Genomic DNA, 24,540 nt, shown 5'->3' with positions numbered 1-24,540 from the left:
CCGCCCGCGGCCTCAGTCCGCTTCGGCTCAGTCAAGTCGAACGTCAGAGCGGAACTCGGGGCGACCGGACGCTTCCACGTCGAGGCGGAACAGCGCCCCGGCCGCGTCGTCTGCTCTGCCGTCCGGGTCGCCGCCGGCGGTCGTCACGTAGAGCGCATCGAGGTCGGACCCGCCGAACGCGACGCTCGTCACTTTCTCCGTCGGCACGTCGAACCGTTCGAGTTCGGTTCCGTCGCCGTCGTACTTGACCACGCAGCCCCCCTCCCAGCGGGCGGACCAGATGTTGCCCGCCGAATCGACCGTCATACCGTCCGGCAGTCCGGGCGTCTCCGGCGATTCGACGAACCGCTCGCGGTCCGAGACGGCTCCCGTCTCCTCGTCGTAGTCGTACCGATAGATGGTGTGCGCCTCGGTCTCCGTGAAGTAGAACCGCTCGCGGTCGCGGGTGAAGCCCATCCCGTTCGGGATTCCGACGCCGGTCTCGACCGTCGTCACCGTCCCGTCGGTGTCGAGGCGGAACAGCCGCCCGTCCCCGGACTCCGCGGGCATCGTCCCGCAGAACACCCGCCCCGCGGGGTCGGCGATAACGTCGTTGAACCGGGTCGGCGAGTCGACGATTTCCGTCGCCCCCGTGAGTTCGCCGTCGACGACGCGGCCGACGCGACCGCGGTCCATGAACGCCAACAGCGACCCGTCGCGCTGCATCGTCACGCCGGCGAGAACCGACGTTTCGACGGGACAGTCGTGCGCTCCCGTCTCGGGGTCGTAGCGGTGGAGCCGCCCGGCTTCGATGTCCACCCAGTACAGCCGCTTTTCGTCGGGGTGCCAGACCGGCCCCTCGCCGAGGCGGCACGACGTGTCGACCACTCGTGTGACAGTCATGGCCGTTCGTTCGCAACCGACCGCAAAATACGCTTCCCCCGAGTTCGCGGGGGTCGCCGCCACTCCCGTCGTCGCCTTCAGAAGTGCGAAATCTTGTCTCGCCGGTAGAGGTCGAGCGAGAGCACCGTGTTCGGCGACCGCTGGCGGACCGCGTAGGCGATGGCGTCGGCGACCTCTATCGCCTCCGTCACCTCGCCCTCGTCGAACGACTCCGCCTGCGTCTCGCCGCTCTCGGAGCCGAACTCGGTCCTGACCTCGGTCGGGTTGACGCAGGTCACGCCGACGTTCTCCTCGCCGATGGACCCCTGCAGGCTCGACGCGAACCCGCGGACCCACCACTTCGTCGCGGCGTACACCGGGTTGTGGGGTCGCGGGTGGTTCCCGGACATGCTCCCGAGGAAGACGATATTGCCCTCCGACTCCACGAGGTGCGGAATCGCCTCTCTCGCCGTGAAGAACATCCCGTCGACGTTGACGCCGGTCATCAGCCGGTACTCCTCGTCGGTGAGTTCCGCGACGGGCTTGTCGACGCCGAGGCCGGCGTTGCAGACGACGATGTCGAGCGAGCCGAACCGCTCGACGGTCGCGTCGACGAGCGCCCGGACCGCGTCGGGGTCGGTCACGTCGGTCGGCACGACGCTCACGGCGGCGTCCGTCGCCGCGCGAATCTCGTCCGCGAGCGATTCCAGTCGCTCGACTCTGCGGGCGGCGAGACACACGTCCGCGCCGTCTTCGGCGAGCACGCGCGCCGTCGCCGCGCCGATTCCCGAACTCGCTCCCGTGACGAGCGCCGTCCGCCCGTCGAGCGGGTCTTCCAAAGCGGTTGGTCGGTCGACCATACTCCGTGATTGTGACCCTGTCGCATACGTGTTTTCCCCGTGGCAATCCGGCGACGGGCGCTTGGAACACGTTTATTAGACTTCCGTCGATTGTCATCGTATGGCACGTATTGCGGTTACCGGAGCGGCTGGCAACGTCGGAAGAGTCACGGTCGAGACGCTGGACTCGGACCACGACGTGACGCCCATCACGCACCGAGAACGCGAGGGACTCGATAGCGTCATTCTCGACGTGCGCGACGAAGACGCGCTGACCGAGGCGTTCGAGGGCCACGACATCGTCGTTCACCTCGCGGCCAACCCGAACCCCGACGCGGCGTGGGACAGCGTCTACGAGGTCAATATCGGCGGCACGTACAACGTCTACGAGGCGGCGCTGGCGGCCGACGTCGACCGACTCGTCTTCGCCAGCACCAACCACGTCCACCAGATGTACAACATCGCCGACCCGACCCGACCGGAGACCCTGGCCGCCGACGCCGAGGCGGTCGGCGTGTCGGACCCGGCGCGTCCCGACTCGTACTACGGCGTGAGCAAGGTGTTCGGCGAGGCGCTGGGCAACTACTACGCGGACCGACACGGACTGGAAGTGCTCAACCTCCGCATCGGGTGGCTCCTGACGGCCGAGGAGGTCCGCGAGAAGATGGACGAGGAAGAAGACGTCGCGCGCTACGTCCGCGCGATGTGGCTCAGCCCCGACGACTGCGCACAGGGGATGCGCCGGGCCGTCGAGGCTCCCCTCCCGGACTCGCCGCTCGCGGTCAACCTCGTCTCCGCGAACGACGACCGGTACCTCTCGCTCACGGAGACGATGCGCGCCATCGGCTACCGCCCGCGGGACAACTCGGCGACTGTCGTGGAGTGAGCGCGGACCGAAGCGAACTGTGAGTGAGGTGTCGACCCGCCGCGAGGCGCGCCGCGGCTGACGACGCCCGTCCCCGCTCGCCGGTTGGTTCACCCGTCGAACGCGGTTCCGAACTATTATTCGAAAGGATGAGATGAGAAATATTTTCGAGACGAGCTTATTCAACCCCTCCGTTTTTATATCATCAACAGTCATTCACAACCTATATATGAGGGAAGATAACATGGGTACAACATGGCTGAGCATGGCTGTAGCGATGAAAGTGTGAACCGCCGAAAGTACCTGAAGGCCCTGTCCGTGGGTGCCGCCGCCGGCCTCGCTGGATGTACCGGGGGTGGCGGCTCCGAGACCGAGGCCACCGAGAGCGGGAGCGGTTCCGACGGCTCCGGCGGAGACACCGAGACCGGCGGGGACAACTCGGGCAGCACGTGGGACTCGGAACTCGAAGTCCTTCACGGCTGGGCCGGCGGCGACGGCGAGGCGGCGGTCACCGCGCTCATTGAAGCCTTCGAGGAAGAGCATCCCGAGATGGATACGAACTTCCAGGCGGTCGGCGCGAGCGCGAACGTGAACCTCAACGCGACGATTCTCCGACGGCTCGCGAACAACAACCCGATGAGTTCGTTCGCCAACTGGCCGGGGAAGAACCTCGAACGGTACTCGGGCGCACTGATGGACCTCGAAGCCGACGTGTGGGACGCCGAGGGGTTCAAAGACACCATGCAGTCCCGCGCGGTGGAACTGTGTAAGTTCAACGACAAGATGCCGGCGGTCCCAATCGGGTCTCACCGGATGAACAACCTGTTCTACAACACCGCCGTCTTCGAGGAGGCCGGCATCGACGCCTCGAGCCTCGACAGCGTCGACGCGCTCCTCGACGCGCTCGAAACCATCGACCAGAACACGGACGTGACGCCGATGGCGCAGGCGATGGTCGCGCCGTGGACGAACCTCCAGCTCTGGGCGCAGATTCTGACGAGCCAAAGCGGCGTCGAGGCGTACATGAACTTCATCGAGGGCAACCCCGACAGGGCGGCCGTCGTGGAGGCGCTCGAGGCGCTGAAGACCATCAACGAGAACTACATCACCGCCGACGCCTCGTCCATCAGCTTCACGACGGCGGGCCAGAAGGTCATCTCGGGGAAGGCGGCCACCATCCACCAGGGGAACTGGGTGTACGGCATGTTCCGCGCCGACGACAGCTTCAACTACAAAGAGCAGTGGGACTGGATACCGTTCCCGGGCACTGAAGGTATCTACTTCTACCACGTCGACTCCATCGTCGCGCCGAGCAACAACCCGAGCCGCGAGGAGACCGTCGCGTGGCAGAAGTTCGTCGGCTCGAAGAAGGCCCAGATCGCCTTCAACAACCCCAAGGGGTCGGTTCCGCTCCGCACCGACATCGACCCGAGCGAACTGACCGACTTCCTCGCGATGACGTACGAGGACCTCACCGATTCGGAGGCCTACCCGCCGACCATCGCCCACGGGCTCGCAGTCACGCCCAAGACGATGGGCGCGTGTAAGACCGCCTTCGGCGACAACTTCATGGGGCCGTTCAAGGTCGAAGCCACCGCCGACGCGCTCATCGAAGCGGTCTCCGAGTAGGGCTTCGGTCGAAACTACACCTTTATCACTCACAAATAAAATAATAGGTATATCCATGGCCACACACGACAACACGGAGCACGTCTCCGACGCGACCGACGAGGCGGTCGGGTGGGAGTCGAAGCTCCAGTATTTCCTCAACAGCGACTTCGTTCGCTCCGCGCCGTACTGGGGAATCCCGTTCGTCCTCATGAGCATCGCCGTCTACGGCGGCATCGGCTACAACTTCGCCATCTCGTTTACGGACTACGAGGGCCTCGGGACCCCCGATTACTCCGTTCTCGACCTGGAGATGTACGCCCAGGCGCTGTCGAGCGATGCGTTCATCGCCGCCGCACAGAACAACTTGGTCCTCCTGGTAGGCTTCACGACTATCTGTCTGGTACTCGGACTGTTCCTCGCAATCCTGTTGGACCACGGCATCCGCTTTTCGGAGAAGTTCCAGACGGTCTATCTCCTCCCGATGAGCCTCTCGTTCGTCGTCACCGCGCAACTGTGGCTATGGATGTTCAACGTCGAAAGCGGCATCCTCAACCTCGTCGTGACGACCCTCGGGTTCAATCCCGTGGACTGGCTGGGGAACCCATCAATCGCGCTCGGCGCGGTGATATTCGCCCTCATCTGGCAGTTCAGCGGGTACACGATGGTCGTCTACCTCGCGGGGCTCCAGTCGATTCCCGACGACCAGTTCGAGGCGGCCCGCGTCGACGGCGCGAGCATCACTCGGACCTACCTCCGCATCATCGTCCCGCAACTGAAGGAAGCGTCCGTCAGCGCGGCCGTCGTGCTGATGGTGTTCGCGCTGAAGGCCTTCACCTTCCTGTACGCTCTCGTCGGCCGCTACCGCCCGCCGAACGGGACGGACATCCTGGCGACGCTCATGGTGCGCCGCGCGTTCAAGTTCGGTGAGTGGGCCTACTCGGCCGCCATCGCGACCATGCTCCTCATCATGGCGCTCGGCGTCATCGGACCGTACCTCTACTACCAGTACAAACAGGGGAGTCTCTGACCATGTCACAGTCGTCATCCACAGGCAGTTTCGACGTCGCATCGCTCGTCGAGGACGTGAACCTCCGGCGCGTCGCCCAGTACGCGCTCGTCGTGTTCTTCCTCGGCTTCTTCCTCGTCCCGCTGGAGACGGGAATCATGACCGCCATCAAGACGAACGAGTCGGTCGCCCGTTCGCTCCCCTTCGCGCCGCCGGTCGGCGAGGGCTTCACCCTCGGTAACATCCAGTTCGCCCTCGAACAGCTCTCGGGGTCGTTCTTCAACTCGCTCATCATGTCGATTCCGGCGACTATCGGGAGCGTCCTGTTCGGGAGCATGGCCGCCTACGGCCTCACGATGGTCAACTGGCGGGCCCAGATGGGCGTGCTGATGCTCTTCGTCGTCGGCGTCTTCGTCCCCTACCAGGCCGTGTTGGTCCCGCTCGCGCGCTTCTGGAACAACATCTTCCCGCTCGCGCGGATGATAGAGCCGATGGTGGCGTCGATACCCTTCTTCCAGGGGTACCACGCGGAACTCGTCCCGCTCGTCATCACCCACATCGCCTACGGGATTCCCATCTGTACGATACTGTTCCGGTCGTACTACCAGAGCCTCCCGAACTCGCTCGTGGAGGCCGGTAAAATCGACGGCGCGAGCATCACGAAGATTTACCGGCGCATCATCCTGCCCATCTCGAAGCCGATGTTCGGCGTCGTGTTCATCTACCAGTTCACGCAGATTTACAACGAGTTCCTCTTCGCGTTCACGCTCGTCACCGGGTCCGACGCGCCCGCGGCACCGGTCACGCTGGTGCTGCCCGCAATCGGGGCGTCGACCTCCGGCATCGACTTCGGTATCAGGATGTCCGCGGCGTTCCTCGCCGCGGTTCCGACGCTCATCCTGTACGTCGCGTTCGCCGAGCAGTTCGCCAAGGGACTTCGCACGGAGGCCTAAGCTATGGGACAGATTCAACTCACCGACCTGACGAAGCGCTTCGGCGATACGGTCGCCGTCGACGACCTCTCGCTCGACATCGCCGACGAGGAGTTCCTCGTGCTCGTCGGCCCGTCGGGCTGTGGGAAGTCGACGACGCTCCGGATGCTCGCCGGCCTGGAGACCCCGACCAGCGGGGACATCTACATCGGCGGGGACCACATGAACTACCGCGTCCCGCAGAACCGCGACATCGCGATGGTGTTCCAGGACTACGCGCTGTACCCTCACATGACCGTCCGGCAGAACATCCGGTTCGGGCTGGAAGAAGAGGAGGGATACACGTCTGCGGAGCGCGACGAGCGCGTCGTCGAGGTCGCGGAGACGCTCGGCATCGCCGACCTGCTCGACCGCAAGCCCGACGAACTCTCGGGCGGTCAGCAACAGCGGGTCGCGCTCGGGCGCGCAATCGTGCGCGACCCCGAGGTGTTCCTGATGGACGAGCCGCTGTCCAACCTGGACGCCAAGCTCCGCGCGGAGATGCGAACCGAACTCCAGAACCTGCAGGACCAACTCGCCGTCACGACCGTCTACGTCACCCACAACCAGACGGAGGCGATGACGATGGCCGACCGTATCGCCGTCATGGACGACGGCGAACTCCAGCAGGTCGCCTCTCCCTTCGAGTGCTACCACGAGCCGAACAACCTGTTCGTCGCGGAGTTCATCGGCGAGCCGATGATAAACCTCGTCCGCGGAACGCGCTCGGAGTCGACGTTCGTCGGTGAACACTTCTCGTACCCGCTCGACGAGGACGTGATGGAGTCCGTCGGCGACCGCGACGACCTCGTCTTGGGGGTGCGCCCCGAAGACATCGAAGTCGCCGACGCGGCCCCCGACGACGCCGCGCTCGGCGATCACGAACTCCGGATGGACGTGACCGTCGTGGAACCCCACGGCGACCAGAACGTCCTCCACCTCTCGCATCCGGACCAACCTTCCGACGACGACGCGCTACAGGCGGTCACGGAGGGAATGCACCTCGTCACGCGGGGCGACCGCGTCACGGTGAGGATTCCGCCGGACACGATTCACGTGTTCGACGCGGAGACCGGAACCGCGGTGCACAACCGCCGACACGACCAGGAAGCCGACCTCACAGAACTCGAACAGTAGCCATGGCACGATTGACACTCGACGACGTAACGAAGGTTTACACCGACGACGGCGGCGGCGACATCGTCGCCGTCGAAGAGATATCGCTCGACATCGACGACGGGGAGTTCCTCGTGCTCGTCGGTCCCTCGGGGTGCGGGAAATCGACGACGCTCCGGATGATGGCGGGACTCGAAACCGTCACGGAGGGCGAACTCCGACTCGAAGACCGCGTCCTCAACGACGTGTCCGCGCAGGACCGGGACATCGCGATGGTGTTCCAGTCGTACGCCCTGTACCCGCACAAGAGCGTCCGCGGCAACATGTCGTTCGGCCTCGAAGAATCGACCGACCTCCCGGACGACGAGATACGAAAGCGGGTCGAGGAGACGACCGATATGCTCGGTATCTCCGACCTGCTCGACCGCAAGCCGAGACAGCTTTCGGGCGGTCAGCAACAGCGGGTCGCGCTCGGGCGCGCCATCGTGCGCGACCCCGAGGTGTTCCTGATGGACGAGCCGCTGTCCAACCTGGACGCCAAGCTCCGCGCGGAGATGCGAACCGAACTCCAGCGCCTCCAAGAGGAACTCGGCGTCACCACCATCTACGTCACCCACGACCAGACGGAAGCGATGACGATGGGCGACCGCGTCGCCGTCCTCGACGACGGCGAACTCCAGCAGGTCGGGACGCCGCTGGACTGCTACCATCGGCCGAACAACCTGTTCGTCGCGGGCTTCATCGGCGAGCCGTCGATGAACTTCTTCGACGGGTCGCTTTCGGGTGACACCTTCCGCGGCGACGGCTTCGACTACCCGCTTTCGGACGCGACCAGAGACCAACTCGGCGACGCGAGCGCCCTCACGCTCGGCATCCGACCCGAGGATATCGAGGTCGGCGAGCGGCGCTCCGGCGACCGAACCTTCGACGCCGAGGTGGTCGTCGTCGAGCCGCAGGGTAACGAGAACACCGTCCACCTGCGGTTCGCCGAGGGCCGCGAGGGGGCTCGGTTCACCGCGACCACCACCGGGCGGTCGAGGGTCGAATCGGGCGACCGGACGACCGTCTCGTTCCCCGAGGACGCGATTCACCTGTTCGACGGGGAGACCGGCAACGCGCTGAAGAACCGAGAGCTTCCGTCGAACCGCGCCATCGGCGCGTTCATCTCCGACTGACGACTCGGCCGACACCCCCTGTCGCCGTTCATTCTTTCACCCCTGCGAGCCGTCCGGGCGTCCCACTTCCTCGGACTGACATCCACCCCACTTCCTCGGACTGACCATCCACACCTTCTCTCGCCTTCTGTTCGCAAGCGCTGCTCCGGTAGTCGTCAGTACTCGCCTCCCGGCAGCGCGGTAGCTACGTCCGCGAGTCGCGCCGCTCCGGTGTCGAACGACTGCGAGTAAAAGGCGGCCACGGCGGACGCGCCGCGAGCGGTGAGACGCTCACTTCTCTCGGCTGCGGTGTCGCGTCCAGTCGGTGTGTTATGTCAGGCTGATGCGGCCGCTGTGGGACAGTTTCCTCGGGTTACTCCTCGTCGAAGAGGGTCTCTCCTTCGACCATGTGTTCTCCGACGGCGTCGAGGTCGAGCGTCAGCCCGAGACCGGGCTTCTCGGGAATCTCCATGCGACCGTTCTGAATCAGGTCGTCCTCCTCGACGAGGTCCTCCCACCAGCCGAGCTGATAGGAGTGGTACTCGAGGGCAAGCGAGTTGGGGATGGCCGCGGCGACCTGCGCGGAGGCCATCGTCCCGATGGGCGACGAGACGTTGTGCATCGCCACGGGGATGTAGTACATGTCCGCGAGGTCGGCAATCTTCCGCGTCTCGCGCATGCCGCCGACGCGGGGCAGGTCGGGCGCGATGATGTCTACCGCCTGCGGTTCGAGCAGCGTCCGCTGGCCGAACTTCCGGTAGACGTTCTCGCCGACCGCGATGGGCGTCGTCGTGGACTGGGTCACGAGCTTCTGCACGTCGTGGTTCTCCGGCGGCACGGGGTCTTCGAGCCACCACACGTCGTAGTCTTCCAGCTCGGACGCGAGGCGCTTGGCGCTCCCGCCGGTAAAGGACCAGTGGCAGTCGAACGCGACGTCGGCGCGGTCGCCGACGGCCTCGGTGACGGCCTCGACGATTTCGACCTTGTGGTCGATTTCGGGGTTGCGGAGGTGGCGGTTCGCGCGGTCCTTCTCGTGGCCCGAAGGCACGTCGAGGTCGAACTTGATGGCGTCGTAGCCGAGTTCCTCGACCACGCGGACGCCCTCCTCGGCGCAGGCCTGCGGGTTGGCCTCGTCTTCGGTGTGGAGGTCGCAGTAGACGCGCACCTCGTCGCGGTACTTCCCGCCGACGAGCTGGTAGGCGGGCACGTCGAGGAGCTTCCCGGCGACGTCGTGAAGCGCGATTTCGATGCCCGAGATGGCGGAGATGACCTTGCCCGAGACCGAGCCCTCGCCGGACATCTTCTGGACGAGGTGCTCGTAGAGACGGTCGATGTCGAGGGGGTTCTCGCCGACGAGGAACGGTTTCATCCGCTCGATGATGGCGGTGTCGCCGCCGCCCCAGTAGGCCTCGCCGGTGCCGACGACGCCCGCGTCGGTGTAGACGCGGACGAGAATCCACGGGTAGTTCCCGTCGACCATCGTCGTCTGTACGTCCGTGATTTCGGCGTCGCGGACGCCGCCTCGCGGATTCGTGATATCCATCGTCTCCGCGGACAGGTCGCGCATCGTGTACTCCGCGTTCGGGTCGCTAAGCTTCGCTTGCTCAACCATTGCGCACGTATATCTCGAAAGCCACTACAAAAGTGTGTGGGTTGGTAGTTCGTCGCTCAGTTCGCGTGTACTCCCCGAGCAGTAACCGTCGCTGTCGCCCGAGCACCGGCGGTCGTTGACGGCTTACAAATGGTGACAATTTCGCAAGAATTGTATGTCGGAAGAGAGAACACACGACCGATGACGGAACCCAGTAAAAACTACGTCAACGGTGAGTGGGTCGCTTCGGAGACCGGCGAGACGGCCGAGGTGACGAACCCCGCGAACCCGAGCGAGGTAGTCGCGACGTACCAGCACTCGAACGAGAACGACGCTGCGGCGGCCGTCGACGCCGCCGTGGCGGCCGAAGACGAGTGGCGAAACACGCCCGGCCCCGAGCGCGGGCGCATCCTCCGCGAGGCGGGCACGCTCCTCGCCCAGCGGAAGGACGAACTGACGGAGATTCTCATCGCCGAGGAGGGGAAGGCGCGGCCCGAAGCGGCGGGCGAGGTACAGCGCGCAATCGACATCTTCCACTACTTCTCGACGAAGGCCGCCGACCTCGGCGGCGCGAGGAAGGGTGCGAGCGGACCGAACACGAACCTCTACACGCGACAGGAGCCCGTCGGCGTCGCGGCGCTCATCACGCCGTGGAACTACCCCATCGCCATCCCCGCGTGGAAGCTCGCCCCGGCGCTCGCCGCCGGCAACACCGTCGTCCTGAAACCCGCCTCCATCGCGCCCGGCGTCGTCGTCGAAATCGCCCGCGCGCTCGACGAGGCCGGGCTCCCGGACGGCGTCCTCAACGTCGTCACCGGCCCCGGTAGCTCGGTCGGCAGCGAGTTCATCGGCAACGAGGGCACGGACCTCGTCTCGTTCACCGGCAGCAGTCAGGTCGGCGAGATGGTCTACGAACAGGCCACAGACGCCGGCAAGCGCGTTCAGACCGAACTCGGCGGGAAGAACCCGACGCTCGTCGCCGACTCGGCCGACCCCGCCGAGGCCGTCGACATCGTCGCTAACGGCGGGTTCGGCACCACCGGCCAGTCCTGTACGGCGTGTTCCCGCGCCATCGTCCACGAGGACGTGTACGACGACTTCGTCGCCGAACTCGTCGACCGCGCGGAGTCCCTCGACGTCGGCCCCGGAACCGACCACGAGATGGGCCCGCAGGTCAGCGAGTCCGAGCTCTCCTCGACGCTGGAATACATCGACATCGCCGAGGGCGAGGGCGCGACCCTCGTCGCCGGCGGCGGCGTCCCCGAGGGCGAGGAAGTCGAGACGGGCCACTTCGTCGAGCCGACGGTGTTCACCGACGTCGACCCCGACATGCGCATCGCACAGGAGGAGGTCTTCGGTCCGGTCGTCGCCGTCATCGAAGTGAGTGACTTCGACGAGGGACTGGCGGTCGCGAACGACGTCGACTACGGCCTGTCGGCCAGCGTCGTCACCGACGACCACACCGAGGCGAACCGCTTCGTCGACGAGGCCGAAGCCGGCGTCGTGAAGGTCAACGACAAGACGACCGGCCTCGAACTCCACGTCCCCTTCGGCGGGTTCAAGCGCTCCTCGTCCGAGACGTGGCGCGAGCAGGGCGACGCCGGTCTCGACTTCTACACCATCGAGAAGACGGTCTACGACAACTACTGAGCGGCTCCCGACGGTCGTCGACAGCGACCGTCTGCAATCGTCTCGTTCTTTTCTCTCGTCTCCTCTCGTTTCCTCTGCTGTCGTTTTCTCACCCGTCACTCGCACCCTCACCCGGCCGAGACTGTTGGCACAGCCCGCTCCAAACACGATTCTCTATAACAGAACGGCACTCTACGGGTGACTGCAGTATGGGTTACACGACTAGCTGTGTAATTTTCACTCGTAATCACACGCCGAGAGCTGTGTTAACACGGCTCTACATCGAGAATTCGAGGGGCTCGCGGTCTGTTCCGAGATAGCGAACAGGGTGCGTCAGTAGTTGATGTTGAGCTCGACGACGTTCGCCGCGCTCAGGACGCGTTCGGGGAGCGACCCGTGGAGGTCTTCGTCGCTGACCCGACTGGCGGGTGCCGAGACGCTGATGGCACCGAGCACCTCACCGGAGGACGATTTGATGGGTGCCGCGAGGCAGCGCAGCCCTTCGAGGCGCTCGCCGTCGTCGATGGCGTAGCCCCGCTCTCGGACCGCTTCGAGCACCTGAAACAGCTCTTGTCGCGTGCCGATGCTCTTCGGGGTCTTCTGTTCGAGACCGTGCCGCTCGATTATCTCGTCCACCCGCGACTCCGGGAGGTTCGCGAGAATCGCCTTCCCGAGGGCGGTCGTGTGTAGGTTCGTTCGGAGGCCCGCGTAGGTGTCGAGGTCGACGGCGTCGTCGCCTTTCGCCCGCATCAGGTAGACGCCCATCCCCTGTTCTTCGACGAGGAGGTTGGCGAGTTCACCCGTGTCGGCGGCGAGCGACTTGACCTCGGGTTCGGCGACCTGATACACCTCCATCGACTTCCGACTGTGACCGCCGACTTCGAGGAACTTCAGACCGACGCGGTAGTCGTCGCCGTCCTTGAGAACGTACCCGTGTTTCTGGAGGGTCGTCAGGTGGTTGTGGACCGCGCTCTTTCCCATGTCGAGGTCGCTCGCTAACTCCGTGACCCCACAGGGTCCTTTCTCCATCAACTCCTCGACGAGCGCCAGTGTCTTCTCGGTGGTTCGCACCGGATGTTTGGCGTCCATAGCTACTCGTTGTCAAGTATCTGAATAAGTGTTCTGGTCCGGAGAACGGTGACGCCGAGTCGCAGAAAGGCGTCCCGTTCGACTCGGAAAACCGCTTTCGATGGTTGATGCTGAGCGTAACGCGAGAATCGGCGGTGGGCGTTCATGAGTTGGACTTGTCACGGCGTCCACCGCCGCCTCGCGCGTACTGGTATGACTGACACGTCACACGGTCGGACCGCTCGCGCCGACCACGCGTAACCTCGTGCCGGAGCGTGATAGTTTTTGGCATGGGTGTAGAGCTTGCCCGGCGGTCGTCTCCTCGGCGCGACCGGTTTGCCGTCGCGACCGCTGGTTCCTCACCGACGCTCACCCCGAGTATCGACCGAATTTATTTATGGATATTTACATAGTTCCTATAAAATAGTCAACGTATCTCGATGATTCGATTCCGTTTGACTCATATCTGAATAGTCGTTTTTGTCGCTGAGAATGGGCTCTTACAGGATTTCTGAGCCACACGTGAGTCTGCGAATAATCTCGTCTACCCCTACTGCGTAAACGTGTCAGATACCTCGGCACAAAACATATTCAATCTGTGATTTTGTCGATGAGTCCTCGGCCGCCCCGCGGGCGTCAGTCGTCGCCGGCCACGGCCCCCCTCACACCGCTTCGAGCGAGTGAGCGCCGCCGGGCGGCCCGGTAGAACCACAGCGACGCGACGCCGCCGCCGACGACGTTCGAGGCGGCGAACGCGACCCAGATGCCGCCGGGACCGAGGGCGCTCGCCCCCAACAACGCGGCCGGAATTCGCACGACGCCGAGCGCGAGGATAACGATGAGCGACGCCGCTGTCGTCCGCCCCGCCCCGCGCAGTCCGCCGGTGAACACGCGCATCAGCCCGACGAATCCGAACGAGGGGGCAATCGTTCGGAGGAAGGAGACGCCGGCGTCGACGACGGTCGCGTCGGCCGCGAACAGACCGACGAGCGGACGGGCGGCCACCCAGACGACGACGCCGCAGGCGCTCATGGCGCCGAACAGGAACGCCGCGGCGAAGCGGTTAGTCGCCGTCGCGCGGTCAGTCGCTCCCGCGCCGAGGTTCTGTCCCGTCATCGTCTCGACCGCGCTCGCGAACGCGACCGTCGGGAGGACGACGACCGAGAATACGCGCGTCCCGACCCCGTAGCCCGCGACCACGCCGGTCGAAAACAGCCCGACGACGGCCAAGAGGAGATTGATTGAGACCGCTCGTCCGGTCTCTTCGAGGGCGGTCGGCAGGCCGAGTCGGAACAGCCGCCTCGCGGCCGCGGCGCTCGGGACGAACTGTCCCGGTCGGAGCCGAAGCCCGCGTCGTCCGTCGAGGAGGATACCGACGCCGACGACGGCCGCCAGCCCGCGACAGCACACCGTCGCTATCGCCGCCCCGCGGATGCCGAGTTCCGGCGCGCCCCACCAGCCGAAGATGAGAATCGGGTCGAGGACGACGTTGAGCGCGACCGACCCCGCCATGACGAGCATGGGCGTGACGGTGTCGCCGCGGCCCCGCATGAGCGAGATGAACGCGTAGAACGCGAACACGAACACCATCCCCAGCGAGACGATGCGCATGTAGGCGGTCGCCAGCGGGAGGACTGCGGGTGACGCGCCCATGAACGCGAGCACGTCGTCGACCGCGACGTAGGCGACAGCGCCGACGCCGACGGCCGCAATGGCCGTGTACGTGAGCGTCTGCGCCGCCGCCCGCTCCGCGTCGAGCGATTCGCCCGCGCCGGTGTGTTGGGCGACGAGAACGCTCCCGGCGATAGAGAGCCCCAGCCCCAGCGAGAGGAACAGGAACACCAGCGGAAACGCGAACGAGATGGCCGCCAGCGCCTCGGTACCGTAGCGCCCCAGCCAGAGCGTGTCCGCGACGTTGTACGCCGTCTGGAGCAGGTTCGTGACGACGATGGGGAACGCGAGGTAGCAAAGCGGCCTCGCGATGCCTCCCTCGGTCAACTCGAGTTCGGACGGGCCGACGAACAGGCCGTCGAGGCGCGCTCGGAGCTTCGTCACGCGACCCATCAGTCGTATCGGTCGCGCCAGTAGCGCGCGAGTTCCGCGCAGGTCGTCACCCACGTGTCGCCGGTCGAGAGCATCCGCTGGAGCAGGGATTCGAGCGCGTCGACGCGGCTCGCTCGGCCCACAATCTGCGGGTGCATCGTCAAGACGAACAGCCGGCCGCGCTCGCGAATGCCGTCGAACTCGGCTTCCCACGTGTCGAAGACGGGATCGTGCGGCGAGATACCCGACTGAAACTCGAACGTCGGACCCATGTTGAACCCCCAGTAGACGAAGTCGTCCAACAGGTAGTCGTTGGGAATCTCCACGAGGTCGCGGTCCTCGCGGAGGTACGGCATGTCCGTGTCCTGCCACGAGGCGTCGTACAGCATCCCGGCGTCCTCGACGAGGTCGAGCGTCTGGTCGCGCATCCCGCCGACGGTCCGGTAGCCGACCGGTGGCTCGCCGGTGAGGTCTTCGAACACCTCGATGGTCCGTCGGAACTCGGTCGCCTCGCGCTCGGCGGACATCTCGCGGGGCGAGACGTGCGTGTAGCCGTGGTGGGCGATTTCGTGGCCGTGTTCGTGGAGGAGCTTCACCGCCTCGGGCCACTCCGCCGCGACCTTGCCGGGGACGAAGAACGTGCAGTTCACGTCGTACTTCTCGAACAGTTCGACGAGCCGCGGCACGCCGACTTCCGGCCCGTAGTCGCCGCGGTAGTCCAACCGGGCGAACTCCGGGTCGAGCGCGGCGGCCGCGCGCCACAGTTCGTTGGCGTCGAGGTCGAACGTGAACGTCGCCGCGGCGCGGTACTCGCCCCACGGGTCCGGCTTGTAGTTCGAATCGACGCGCGCGAACAGTTCGTCGCTCATCGGTCGCCTCTCGCGTCGCTCTCCGATCGCCGGTCTCCGTCCTCGCCTCCCGCCCGTGCCGCCGGTTCGAGGTCGAAAAGCGCGTTCGAGACGGTTCCGTGGGCCGTCACCGCCGGCGGCGCGTGGTCGTCGTCGTAGCCGTACTCCACGAGCCGATTCCGGTTCAGACAGAGCTTGTCGTACTCCGGTTTGAACAGGTCGAACAGCTCGAAGCGGTCTTCCAGTTCCGGGAACCGCTCGTGGTACCGCTCGATGCTCGCGCGGACCTGTCGCCACAGGCGCGTCTCGTCGTAGCCCTCGCGGCGCTCCAGCAGGTCGGCCACGTAGCGCAGGACGCAGACGAACAGCGTGCCGACGATGTGCTGACACATCCCGTCCGGCGACTTCCGGTGGACGATGTCGTCGTGTTCGTACAGGCCGTCGGGGAGTCTGTCGAGTTCCGGTAGTCGCGTCTCACTGACCGCGATCTCGTCCACGTAGTCCTTCACCGCCAGCCGGGTCGGCCGGCCGTCCCGAAGGACGAGCATCGTGTTCGTCCCGTGGGGCATGAACACCATCCCGTAGCGGTAGAGGTAGTGCAACAGCGGCGGCAGCAGCACGTCGAAGCAGTCGGCCAGCCACTCGTCGATGGAACAGCCGGCCCGCTCGGCGAGCTTGGAGACGACGGGCGTTCCGTCGGCGTCCTCGTGCATGAGCGCCGAGAGCGTGAGCACCTGCTCGTCGTCGTCGACGAGGGCCTCGACGCTCTCGCGCCACACCGCCCCGAGCAGTTCGTGGTACTGGTACGGCGCGTCGTCCAGTTGCGAGAACTCGGGGTGGTCGTAGTTGAGACTCGCAATCTCGCCCGGCAGCACCAACTCGCAGTCGTCGCGGAGGAACGGGTCGTCGTCGCGAATCGACTGCACGTACTCCGTGACCCGGGGCGCGGCGCGCGCCTGCTCGCCGGGCAGTCCCCGATAGACGATGGTGTTCAGCACGCGAATCGGGACCTTGACGTGCGGCTTTTCTGGGTCCGTGAGGTTCGTGAGCGTCCGCACCGACTGCTGCGGGAGGTAACTGTCGGGACCGGTCCCCAGCGGGACGATGTCGCCGGCTGCGACGTCCTTGGCGAACAGCTGTGCGACGGTGTTTTTCCACTGCCACTCGTGGACCGGGAGGTAGTAGTAGTCGTCGGGGTCGTGACCGCCGGCCCGGAGCGTCGCGTCGAACTCCGCCGCGGCCTCGCCGAGTTGCTGGGCTATCAGCGACTCGTACCGCAGTCCCTCGACGCTCCGGAAGTCGGCGCGGTCGCGGCGCGCGGCGACCCAGACGAGGGACTGCGGCGTCTTGCGCTCGGGGGCGTACGCCCGGTAGTCGTCGTAGCCGAAGCCGATGCGGCCCTTGTTGATGGTGAACCACGGGTGGCCCTCCATCTCGCCTTCGACCGCGGCGTACGGCATGTCCAGCAGGCTCTCGTCCGTCTCGGCCTTGCGGGCGTCGATGTGGGCGTCGGCGACCAGCGTGTTGTTGTACTCCCGGACGAGGTGACTCGCCGTCTCGGGGGCCACGCCGAGCGACTCCCGCGCGTCGAGGAGGAACTGGACGGGGTCGGTCGCGGGCCGCCAGCCCTCCCCGTCTCCGGTTTCGGTCGGGTTCTCGTCGGCGTCTCCGCTCTCCGTCTCGCCGCCGGCGTCTCCGTCCCGCCGCTCGATGCTGTCGGGGTCGACCCGGTAACTGTCGAACGGCCGCGATTGGGCCGCGAACCGGTATGCCGCGCCGTCGTAGTCCAGCCGGTACCGGGTCCACTCGCCGTCGGTGCCGCGTGCTTCGGGGTCGAGCAACTCCTCGTACAGGAACTCCTCGAACAGCTTCGTGAGCAGGTCGCGGCTCACGTCCGCCCACCGGTCCGCGTCGAGCGCGGTCCGGAGCGTCTCCAGTCCGTCTATCTGTCCTGTGCGTCCCGTCCGTCCGTTCGTCCGCAGTTCCGGTCCGTTCATTCGTCTTCCTCCGCCGTCGATACCGCCGCAGTCGCGCCGCCGGTCGTTTCGAGGAACCGCTCGACGGCGAAGTCCTGAAACACGGTGTCCTCGTCTTCGGGGTAGACCGTCCGGTCGCAGAGTCGGTTCACGATGTGCGCGTTGCGATAACAGCCGAGGCCGAGGTCGGGCGCGCCGACGCCGTGGGTGTGGCGTTCCGCGTTCTGGACGAAGATGCGCCCCGTCACGTCGTCGTCGAGGCGCAGTCGGTAGTCGTCGGTGACGCGGTAGCGACCCTCGTCGTCCCACTCGATGCGCGATTCGAGCGACGAGAGGAAACTCGGCGTCGGCCGGTGGTAGCCAGTCCCGAGGACGACGACCTCGCTCTCGTGAGCGAACGGCGTCTCGGACTGCCACTGCTCGCAGTCGAGGCGGTAGCGCGGTCCGTCGGAACCGGACACCCGCTCGATGCCCTCCACCGAGGTCATGGCGAACAGCCCCACGTCGGGGTCGCGGTCGCCGATGGAGCGACGGTAGAGCGCGTCGTATATCTCGGCGCTGGTGTTCACGTCGATGCCCTTGTACAGCAGGTCCTGTTCGGGGTACACCTCGTCGCGGGTCTCCTGCGGGAGGTCGTTGAAGTACGACGTGTACTCCGGCGTGAAGTGCTGGAGTCCGAGCTTCGAGTACTCCATCGGGAAGAACCCCTCCGAGCGCGTGAGCCAGTCGAGTCGGTAGTCCGCGTCGGCCTGCGCCTCCAAGAGGTCCAAGAACACCTCCGCGGCGCTCTGGCCCGACCCGACGACGGTTATCGAGTCGGCGTCGAGACACCGCTCTTTTCGGCTCCGGTACGCCGCGGTGTGGAACACGTCGCGCTCGGGCTGTCCCCCCAGATTCTCGGGGACGTGCGGCCGGCTTCCGACACCGAACACCACGTCCTCGGCCCGGTAGCGGTGCTCCTCACCGCTTTCGGGGTGGCGGGCGGTCACCTCGAAGTAGCCGTCTTCGACCCACTCGACGTCCGTCACGCGGCGTTCGAACCGGCAGGCGTCGAGTCGCCGGCTGACCCAGCGCAGGTAGTCGTCGTACTCCCGCCGGGGAATCTGGAACGTCTCGTAGAAGTAGAACTCGTAGATGCGGCCCGTCTCCCGCAGGTAGTTGAGGTAGCTGTGGGGGTTCGTCGGGTCGGCCAGCGTCACGAGGTCCGCGAGGAACGGCACTTCGAGAGTCGTCCCCTCGATGAGCATCCCCTCGTGCCACGCGAACTCGGCGTCCTGTTCGAGGAATACCGCGTCCACGTCGTCGGGCGCGCCGTCGAGCATGGCGGCCAGCCCGAGGTTGAACGGCCCGAGGCCGACGCCGACCACGTCGTGGACGGGTGTCTCGCTCATCGCCCCACCTCCGACTCCGCGTCGGCCGCGGTGTCGGCGTCGGAACCGCCGTTCACGTCCACGTCCGCGGGTTCCGCAACCGCGTCGAAGAACCGCTCGCGCTCGCAGTGCATCAACAGCGCCTCCTTGTCGGGGAGGTCGATGCGCCCCTGCGGCTCGTAGCCGCACCGCTCGAAGACGCGGATGGCGATTTCGTTGCGAACGTCCGGTTCGCTGACGACGCGACCCGCGTCGGTCGCGCGGAACTGAAACGCGGTAATCGCCCGCAGGAGGGGAACTGCGTAGCCGTGTCCGAGGTACTCCGGCGGCCCGATGAGCAGGTGGACGCCGCGGTCTTCGGGCTCCGCGTCGTAGCGCTCGCCGACCGCGTCGTCGGCCGCGCGGTACGTCTCCCAGTAGCTCATCGGCGTGTGGTCCAACAGGCCGACGTAGGGCGTGAGGTGGTCGTCGCCGAGCTTCGCGTCGAGCTTCGCCCGAAACGCCGCCTCCGGCAGGTCGAGTTGCCAGTACGGCTTGACGTGGTCGGAGCCGAACCACGCGCGAAGCCGGTCGAAATCGAGGGTCGGGTCGACCTCGGCGAACGCGACGGTCCGGTCGATGCGCTCGTTTCGAGCCCGATACGCGTACTCGCGCCCTCCGTTCGTTCGCGTCGCCGCGGCCGCAGCACCCGCGTTCGACCCGCTCATGGCGTCGGCACCTCCAGTTCCGTGACCAGCGGGTTGTCGATGTCGGCGTACACCGACTGATTCGCCAGCGAGCCCTCCAGTTCGTCCATGTCGTGGAACCGCGTGAGCAGGTTCGCCTTGCAGGGAATCGTCTCCCTGGTGAGGAGGTCGTCGAGCAGCGACGACGACGGCCGGTCGTACCGGCGGAGCGATTCGAGTTCCTCGCGGAGGACGCCCAGGAGGCGCCGTTCGTCGACCAGTCCGGCCGTGCCGAAGGCGTTGACGAGGCCGAGGGCGTTGTTGATGATGACGTAGTAGCGGATGCGCTCGTCGGCGACGGCGTCCGGGCAGACGGTGTCGGCGCGCTCGCCGATGCCGGGCAGGAGCGCGTCCACCTCCTCGTACATAGATTCGGGGAGGTAGTAGCCCTGATTGTCGCGGTAGCGGAACGTCTCGGGATAGCCGCCGTCGAGCGTCAGGACGCTGTTCTGCTGGTGGGCTTCGACGCCCAGTCCGCGTTCGAGATAGAGCCACAACACCGGCCGAACCGACAGTTCGAGGTACTGGCGGAACCAGTCTTCAGCCACCGCACCGGTCGGTCTGCCCTCGTGCTCGGCGATTCCCTCGACGAGCGTCGCCAGCCGCGACGACCCGTCGCCGAGGTGGTCCTGACAGAGGCCGACCACGGGCGTCGCGTTCGCCGCCGCGTTGCCGCGGAAGGGGTTCTCGCGGAGGACGGTCTCGAAGCCGGACTCGCCGTCGCCGAGGTCGACCGTCAGGTACGCCGGGTCGCGGACGACGTCGAACGCCGGGAACCGCTCTTCGAGGTCGTCGCCGAGTTCGGTGTCCAGCAGTTCGGTGACGGCGACGCCGCGCTCCAGTTCTGGGAGTTTGTTCGTCCGCTCGGAGTTGGTGATTTTGACGTTCAGCGAGCCTTTGACCATGAACGGCGCGTCCGGCGAGTACAGCGTCCGAACCGAGGAGGTCGGATAGAACTCCCTGCCGACTTGGCCGACGTATTCGAGGCCGTCGCCGAGGTGCGCCTGCACTTCGGGTTGCGCGCGGAGGTAGTCGGCCTGCCACGGGTGGACGGGAACCAGCACCTCGTCGGCGTCGACGCGTTCGGCGACGAACGACTCGGGGACCGACTCGTCCGCTCGGAGCGCCGACGCGACCCACTCGGCCGCCGAGTCGTCGCGCGCGGAGTCCTGCGAGACGAGCGAGGGGTCGGCGCTGAAGTACGCCAGCGGGAACGACCCGCGGAGTTCGGGCGCGTAGGTCCGCGACTCGTGGTCGGGGATGCCCTGTCTGCTCTTCGGCGTCGGGTGTAGCGGGTGGCCGAAGACGAGCGACTGCTCGGCGTCGCGGAAGGTGGTGTCGAAGCCGTAGAGTCGCTCCTCGTCGCCTTCGCGGGCCTCGACGAACTGTTCGATATTCTGACAGCTCTTGACGACTCGCAGGAGGAGTTCGTCGGCCGCGCCGGTGTCGTCGCGGTCGAGTCTGAGTTCGGTCGTGACGAGCGTCACGAGCATCGTGTACTCGAGCGGGAGCGTTTCGCCCCGCGGAAGCCGGTAGACGCCGGGGAGGTCGAACAGGTGGCGGTCCGTCGGCGACCGGTACGAAAGCGGGACGTAGAGGTCGACGCCCTGGTGGAACAGCGGCGCGTGGACGACTTCGTCGGCGTCCGTCTCGACCGGTGCGTCCCCGGCGGGGACGACGGTGTAGTCCCCCGTCTCCCGGAGGTAGCAGTTCAGGAAGCTGTGCATCGTCGCTGACTCGGCCGTGTCGTTCGGATTCATGCGTGTCGGTCGTCGGTCGTCGTTTCGAGTGCGGTGCCGCGGGTCGAAACCTCGCGCAGGAGTTCTCGGAGGTCCTCGCGCGTCGTTCGGGGGTTCAGGAGCGTCAGCTTCAGGCACGTCTCGCCGTCGACGGTGGTCCGGGCCACCACGGCCTCGCCGTCGTCGAGGAGGGAGTCGCGGATAGCTTCGTTCACCTCGTCGGCGCCGCGTCTGTCGGGGTCACCGTCCCGTCCGTCGCCGGGGACGTACCGGAAGACGACGACGTTCAGCTCGGAGTCGTGGACGAGGCGGAGGTCGGGGTCGGCCTCGACGAGCCTCGCGGCGTCGTCGGCGAGGTCGATGGTGTACTCGACCATCGACGCCAGTCCCTCGCGGCCGAGCGCCTGCATCGTGACGAAGGGTTTGAGCGCGTCGAACCGCCGGGTCGTCTGGACGGACTTCGAGACGAGATTCGGCACGCCCGCTTCGTCGTCGCGCTCCGGGTTCAGGTAGGCCGCGTTGCGGTCGATGAGGTCGTACGCCGACTCGTCGCGCACGAGGACCGCGCCGCAGCTAATCGGCTGGTAGAACAGCTTGTGGAAGTCGACCGCGACGGAGTCCGCGGCCTCGACGCCCGCGAGTTTGTCGGCGTGGTCGTCGCTCAGCGCGAGCGCGCCGCCCCACGCGGCGTCGACGTGGTACCAGCAGTCGAGTTCGGCCGCGCGGTCGGCCAGCGGCCCCAGCGGGTCGATGCTGCCGAAGTCCGTCGTCCCGGCGGTCGCGACGATTGCGAACGGGCGCTTTCCGCGCTCGCGGAGGTCCGCGACCGCCTGGTCGAACGCCTCCATCGACAGGCGGCGGTCGTCGTCGGTCGGGACGGTGACGACGGCGTTCTCGCCGAGGCCGAGGTGCGAGGCGGCCTGCGTGGCGGTGAAGTGGGCGTCGGCCGAACAGAGGATTCGCAGGTCCCGCGCCTCCGGCGGCAGCCCCTCGCGCTGGACGTCGACGCCGAACTCCTCCAGTACGACCCTGTTGCGCGCGAGGAGCAGGCCGACGAAGTTCGACTGCGTGCCGCCGCTTGTGAACACGCCGTCGCCGTTTTCGTAGCCGAACAGCTCGCACAGCTCGTCGACGAACCGCCGTTCGAGCTGCGTCGCGGCGGGGCTCTGGTCCCACGAGTCCATCGACTGGTTCGTCGCGGTCAGGAGCACCTCGGCCGCGAGCGCCGGAATCGTCGGCGGACACTGGAGGTGCGCGACGCAGGCCGGGTCTGAGACGCCGACGGAGTTTCGCAGAACCGGCTCGGTACGGTCGAGCGCCGCGGCCACGCCGTCACCCTCGTGGGGCAACATCTCGAATCGGGCGAGCACGTCGTCGAGCTCCTCGGGCGTCGCCCCCGAGTACGGCGTCGCCTCGTCGGCGAACTCGTCGAGGACGAGGTCGCACGCCCGGCCAATCGCGTCTCGGTAGCGCGCTCGGTCGTCGTCGCCGCCGCTCAGGAACCACTTCGCGGCGTCCGGCCGCGGGTCGCGCCGCTCGCCGACGCCGTCGACGCCGCCGACGTCGTTCATGCGGCGACCTCCCGGCGGCCGTCGGCGTCGACCGCCTCGATTGCGGCCTCGACGGCGTCCGCGAAGATGCTCCCGATGGCGTCCACGTCGTTCGGGGTGACGACGAGCGGCGGGAGGAACCGGACGACGCTCCCGTGGCGGCCGCCGAGTTCGACGATGAGTCCGCGGTCGAAACACGCCGCGCGGACGGCGTCGGCGAGGTCCGGATGCGCCGGGAAGCGCCCGCAGGCGTCGGGCGCTCCCGCGGGGTCGACGAGTTCCACGCCGAGCATCAGTCCGCGACCGCGCACGTCGCCGACGGCGTCGTGGGCGCGCTTCGTCGCGTCGAGGTGGCCGCGGAGTCGGTCGCCCATGCGCGCGGCGTGGTCGTCGAGGTCGTGTTCGAGCACGTGTTCGATGGTGGCGATGCCGGCGGCCATCGCGAGTTGGTTCCCCCGGAAGGTCCCGGCGTGCGCGCCCGGTTCCCAGACGTCGAGCGACTCGTCGTAGACGACGACCGAAAGCGGGAGCGACCCGCCGATCGCCTTCGAGAGCGTGACCGCGTCGGGGACGATGTCGGCGTGCTCGAAGGCGTACAGCTCGCCGGTCCGGCCGAGGCCGGTCTGAATCTCGTCCACGACGAGCGGGATGTCGCGCTCGCGGGTCATCCGCCGCATCTCTCGGGTCCAGTCGTCGGGCGCGGGAATCGCGCCGCCCTCGCCCTGCACGAGTTCGACCACCATCCCGGCGGGGTCAGTGATGCCGCTTTCGGGGTCGTCGAGGGTGCGTTCGACGTACCGGGCGGCGAGTTCGTGACACTCCTCGCCGCCGACGCCGAACGGACACCGATACTCGTACGGATACGGCAGGTGGTGTACGTCGGGCATCAGTCCCGGCACGTCCTCCTTCGGGTCCGTGTCGCCCATCAGGCTCAGCGCGCCGTTGGTCATGCCGTGGTAGCCGCCCTGAAACCCGAGGACGCTCCGGTTGCCCGTCGCGGTCTTGACGAGCTTGAGCGCGGCCTCGACGGCGTCGGTCCCGGCGGGGCTACAGAACTGCACCCGCGCGTTGTCGCCGAACTCGTCGGGGAGGCTGTCGAACAGCGTGTCGACGAACCGCTCCTTGACGGGCGTCGTGATGTCGAGGGTGTGGAGCGGGCGGTCCTCCGCGAGGACGCGCTCCATCGACTCGACCACCCTCGGGTGGTTGTGCCCGAGGGCGAGCGTGCCGGCCCCCGCGAGGCAGTCGTAGTACTCCTCGCCGTCCATGTCGGTGACGGTGACGCCCGAGGCCTCCCGTATCGCGTGCGGGAGGTGCCGGGGGTAGGTCCGCGCGCTCGACTCGCGGGCGGCCTGCTGTTCGAGTAACGCCTCGTTGCCGGCCGTCGGGTCGGTCATCGCCCTTTCCTCCGTCGGTTCGTCGTCGGTCTGTCGCTGCCGAGCATACAGCTTTAGGCTAACCTAAAAATACAAAAAGTTTACTGCAGGCATATTGAATTTGAATAATATCGGGACAGCGCGGCCGCTACTCGATCGCCGCGGAGCGTCCGCGACGACCCGCCGCCCGCCGCGTTCGACG

At 66.6% G+C, this 24,540-nt stretch carries 19 protein-coding genes; 7 read left to right on the top strand and 12 right to left on the bottom strand.

Features of this window, described 5'->3' with window-relative positions; genetic code table 11:
* Positions 1–27: 27 nt before the first annotated feature.
* Together xacC and DEQ92_RS12905 are read right to left on the bottom strand one after the other, a co-directional pair.
* Complete coding sequence (xacC, locus tag DEQ92_RS12910; protein WP_049904914.1) at positions 28–882, bottom strand: pentonolactonase XacC; 855 nt, start codon at positions 880–882, stop codon at positions 28–30.
* A 77-nt stretch (positions 883–959) separates the two neighbouring features.
* On the bottom strand, positions 960–1,721 hold the full coding sequence (locus DEQ92_RS12905) for an SDR family oxidoreductase (RefSeq protein ID WP_169330630.1): 762 nt from the start codon (positions 1,719–1,721) through the stop codon (positions 960–962).
* A gap of 100 nt (positions 1,722–1,821) precedes the next feature.
* Here DEQ92_RS12905 and DEQ92_RS12900 point away from each other — a divergent pair, with 100 nt between their 5' ends.
* The 6 genes from DEQ92_RS12900 (at position 1,822) to xacK (ending at position 8,444) form a co-directional block, all read left to right on the top strand.
* Positions 1,822–2,586 (top strand): L-arabinose 1-dehydrogenase, encoded by a 765-nt coding sequence (locus tag DEQ92_RS12900; RefSeq protein ID WP_004972189.1) that lies wholly within the window; start codon positions 1,822–1,824, stop codon positions 2,584–2,586.
* Between the two features lie 297 nt (positions 2,587–2,883).
* Entirely contained in the window at positions 2,884–4,194 is a 1,311-nt protein-coding gene (locus DEQ92_RS12895; RefSeq protein WP_193363449.1) for an ABC transporter substrate-binding protein, read from the top strand.
* Positions 4,195–4,249: 55 nt separating this feature from the next.
* A complete protein-coding gene (xacH, locus tag DEQ92_RS12890; RefSeq protein ID WP_004972184.1) occupies positions 4,250–5,203 on the top strand; it encodes a xylose/arabinose ABC transporter permease XacH in 954 nt (317 codons plus the stop codon).
* A gap of 2 nt (positions 5,204–5,205) precedes the next feature.
* Entirely contained in the window at positions 5,206–6,135 is a 930-nt protein-coding gene (xacI, locus tag DEQ92_RS12885) for a xylose/arabinose ABC transporter permease XacI (protein WP_004972182.1), read from the top strand.
* Between the two features lie 3 nt (positions 6,136–6,138).
* On the top strand, positions 6,139–7,290 hold the full coding sequence (xacJ, locus tag DEQ92_RS12880) for a xylose/arabinose ABC transporter ATP-binding protein XacJ (protein WP_050460031.1): 1,152 nt from the start codon (positions 6,139–6,141) through the stop codon (positions 7,288–7,290).
* A 2-nt stretch (positions 7,291–7,292) separates the two neighbouring features.
* Positions 7,293–8,444 carry a xylose/arabinose ABC transporter ATP-binding protein XacK gene (gene xacK, locus DEQ92_RS12875; RefSeq protein WP_050460033.1) on the top strand — a complete coding sequence of 384 codons (1,152 nt, stop codon included), beginning with the start codon at positions 7,293–7,295 and terminating at the stop codon, positions 8,442–8,444.
* A gap of 352 nt (positions 8,445–8,796) precedes the next feature.
* On the opposite strand, the gene DEQ92_RS12870 is transcribed toward xacK, so the two are convergent.
* Positions 8,797–10,035, bottom strand: coding sequence for a xylonate dehydratase (locus DEQ92_RS12870; RefSeq protein WP_004972176.1), 1,239 nt, complete (start codon positions 10,033–10,035; stop codon positions 8,797–8,799).
* A 180-nt stretch (positions 10,036–10,215) separates the two neighbouring features.
* Between DEQ92_RS12870 and DEQ92_RS12865 the strand changes: the two genes are divergently transcribed.
* Positions 10,216–11,664, top strand: a complete 1,449-nt coding sequence (locus DEQ92_RS12865) for a 2,5-dioxovalerate dehydrogenase (RefSeq protein WP_115820918.1) — start codon at positions 10,216–10,218, stop codon at positions 11,662–11,664.
* A 312-nt stretch (positions 11,665–11,976) separates the two neighbouring features.
* Here the strand turns inward: DEQ92_RS12865 and xacR are convergent, their stop codons facing one another.
* The 9 genes from xacR to DEQ92_RS12820 all read right to left on the bottom strand — a co-directional run bounded on the left by xacR (position 11,977) and on the right by DEQ92_RS12820 (position 24,410).
* Positions 11,977–12,732 (bottom strand): HTH-type transcriptional regulator XacR, encoded by a 756-nt coding sequence (gene xacR, locus DEQ92_RS12860; RefSeq protein WP_004972172.1) that lies wholly within the window; start codon positions 12,730–12,732, stop codon positions 11,977–11,979.
* A gap of 615 nt (positions 12,733–13,347) precedes the next feature.
* Positions 13,348–14,775, bottom strand: a complete 1,428-nt coding sequence (locus DEQ92_RS12855) for an MATE family efflux transporter (RefSeq protein WP_050460036.1) — start codon at positions 14,773–14,775, stop codon at positions 13,348–13,350.
* A complete protein-coding gene (locus tag DEQ92_RS12850; RefSeq protein ID WP_004972168.1) occupies positions 14,775–15,623 on the bottom strand; it encodes a polysaccharide deacetylase in 849 nt (282 codons plus the stop codon). The genes DEQ92_RS12855 and DEQ92_RS12850 overlap by 1 nt, the downstream gene beginning before the upstream one ends.
* Positions 15,620–17,599 (bottom strand): IucA/IucC family siderophore biosynthesis protein, encoded by a 1,980-nt coding sequence (locus DEQ92_RS12845; protein WP_004972167.1) that lies wholly within the window; start codon positions 17,597–17,599, stop codon positions 15,620–15,622. The genes DEQ92_RS12850 and DEQ92_RS12845 overlap by 4 nt, the downstream gene beginning before the upstream one ends.
* Positions 17,596–18,969 (bottom strand): lysine N(6)-hydroxylase/L-ornithine N(5)-oxygenase family protein, encoded by a 1,374-nt coding sequence (locus tag DEQ92_RS12840; RefSeq protein ID WP_004972165.1) that lies wholly within the window; start codon positions 18,967–18,969, stop codon positions 17,596–17,598. Before DEQ92_RS12840 ends, DEQ92_RS12845 begins: the two co-directional genes overlap by 4 nt.
* The gene (locus DEQ92_RS12835) at positions 18,966–19,655 is read right to left on the bottom strand and encodes a GNAT family N-acetyltransferase (RefSeq protein WP_115820917.1); all 690 of its coding nucleotides are present in this window, start codon (positions 19,653–19,655) and stop codon (positions 18,966–18,968) included. The genes DEQ92_RS12840 and DEQ92_RS12835 overlap by 4 nt, the downstream gene beginning before the upstream one ends.
* Complete coding sequence (locus tag DEQ92_RS12830) at positions 19,652–21,433, bottom strand: IucA/IucC family siderophore biosynthesis protein (RefSeq protein ID WP_115820916.1); 1,782 nt, start codon at positions 21,431–21,433, stop codon at positions 19,652–19,654. The genes DEQ92_RS12835 and DEQ92_RS12830 overlap by 4 nt, the downstream gene beginning before the upstream one ends.
* Entirely contained in the window at positions 21,430–22,983 is a 1,554-nt protein-coding gene (locus tag DEQ92_RS12825) for an aspartate aminotransferase family protein (protein WP_115820915.1), read from the bottom strand. Before DEQ92_RS12825 ends, DEQ92_RS12830 begins: the two co-directional genes overlap by 4 nt.
* Positions 22,980–24,410, bottom strand: coding sequence for a diaminobutyrate--2-oxoglutarate transaminase (locus DEQ92_RS12820; RefSeq protein ID WP_255564068.1), 1,431 nt, complete (start codon positions 24,408–24,410; stop codon positions 22,980–22,982). The genes DEQ92_RS12825 and DEQ92_RS12820 overlap by 4 nt, the downstream gene beginning before the upstream one ends.
* Between the last annotated feature and the right edge of the window lie 130 nt (positions 24,411–24,540).

Origin of the sequence: Haloferax sp. Atlit-6N (assembly GCF_003383195.1) — an archaeon.
GTDB classification, from domain to species: Archaea; Halobacteriota; Halobacteria; order Halobacteriales; family Haloferacaceae; genus Haloferax; species Haloferax gibbonsii.
This window is presented reverse-complemented; position numbering and strand designations above follow the sequence as displayed.

Coding starts and splice junctions, on each gene's coding strand:
- xacC (WP_049904914.1), bottom strand. CDS start 882: ATGACTGTCACACGAGTGGTCGACACGTCGTGCCGCCTCGGCGAGGGG.
- DEQ92_RS12905 (WP_169330630.1), bottom strand. CDS start 1,721: ATGGTCGACCGACCAACCGCTTTGGAAGACCCGCTCGACGGGCGGACG.
- DEQ92_RS12900 (WP_004972189.1), top strand. CDS start 1,822: ATGGCACGTATTGCGGTTACCGGAGCGGCTGGCAACGTCGGAAGAGTC.
- xacH (WP_004972184.1), top strand. CDS start 4,250: ATGGCCACACACGACAACACGGAGCACGTCTCCGACGCGACCGACGAG.
- xacI (WP_004972182.1), top strand. CDS start 5,206: ATGTCACAGTCGTCATCCACAGGCAGTTTCGACGTCGCATCGCTCGTC.
- xacJ (WP_050460031.1), top strand. CDS start 6,139: ATGGGACAGATTCAACTCACCGACCTGACGAAGCGCTTCGGCGATACG.
- xacK (WP_050460033.1), top strand. CDS start 7,293: ATGGCACGATTGACACTCGACGACGTAACGAAGGTTTACACCGACGAC.
- DEQ92_RS12870 (WP_004972176.1), bottom strand. CDS start 10,035: ATGGTTGAGCAAGCGAAGCTTAGCGACCCGAACGCGGAGTACACGATG.
- DEQ92_RS12865 (WP_115820918.1), top strand. CDS start 10,216: ATGACGGAACCCAGTAAAAACTACGTCAACGGTGAGTGGGTCGCTTCG.
- xacR (WP_004972172.1), bottom strand. CDS start 12,732: ATGGACGCCAAACATCCGGTGCGAACCACCGAGAAGACACTGGCGCTC.
- DEQ92_RS12855 (WP_050460036.1), bottom strand. CDS start 14,775: ATGGGTCGCGTGACGAAGCTCCGAGCGCGCCTCGACGGCCTGTTCGTC.
- DEQ92_RS12850 (WP_004972168.1), bottom strand. CDS start 15,623: ATGAGCGACGAACTGTTCGCGCGCGTCGATTCGAACTACAAGCCGGAC.
- DEQ92_RS12845 (WP_004972167.1), bottom strand. CDS start 17,599: ATGAACGGACCGGAACTGCGGACGAACGGACGGACGGGACGCACAGGA.
- DEQ92_RS12840 (WP_004972165.1), bottom strand. CDS start 18,969: ATGAGCGAGACACCCGTCCACGACGTGGTCGGCGTCGGCCTCGGGCCG.
- DEQ92_RS12835 (WP_115820917.1), bottom strand. CDS start 19,655: ATGAGCGGGTCGAACGCGGGTGCTGCGGCCGCGGCGACGCGAACGAAC.
- DEQ92_RS12830 (WP_115820916.1), bottom strand. CDS start 21,433: ATGAATCCGAACGACACGGCCGAGTCAGCGACGATGCACAGCTTCCTG.
- DEQ92_RS12825 (WP_115820915.1), bottom strand. CDS start 22,983: ATGAACGACGTCGGCGGCGTCGACGGCGTCGGCGAGCGGCGCGACCCG.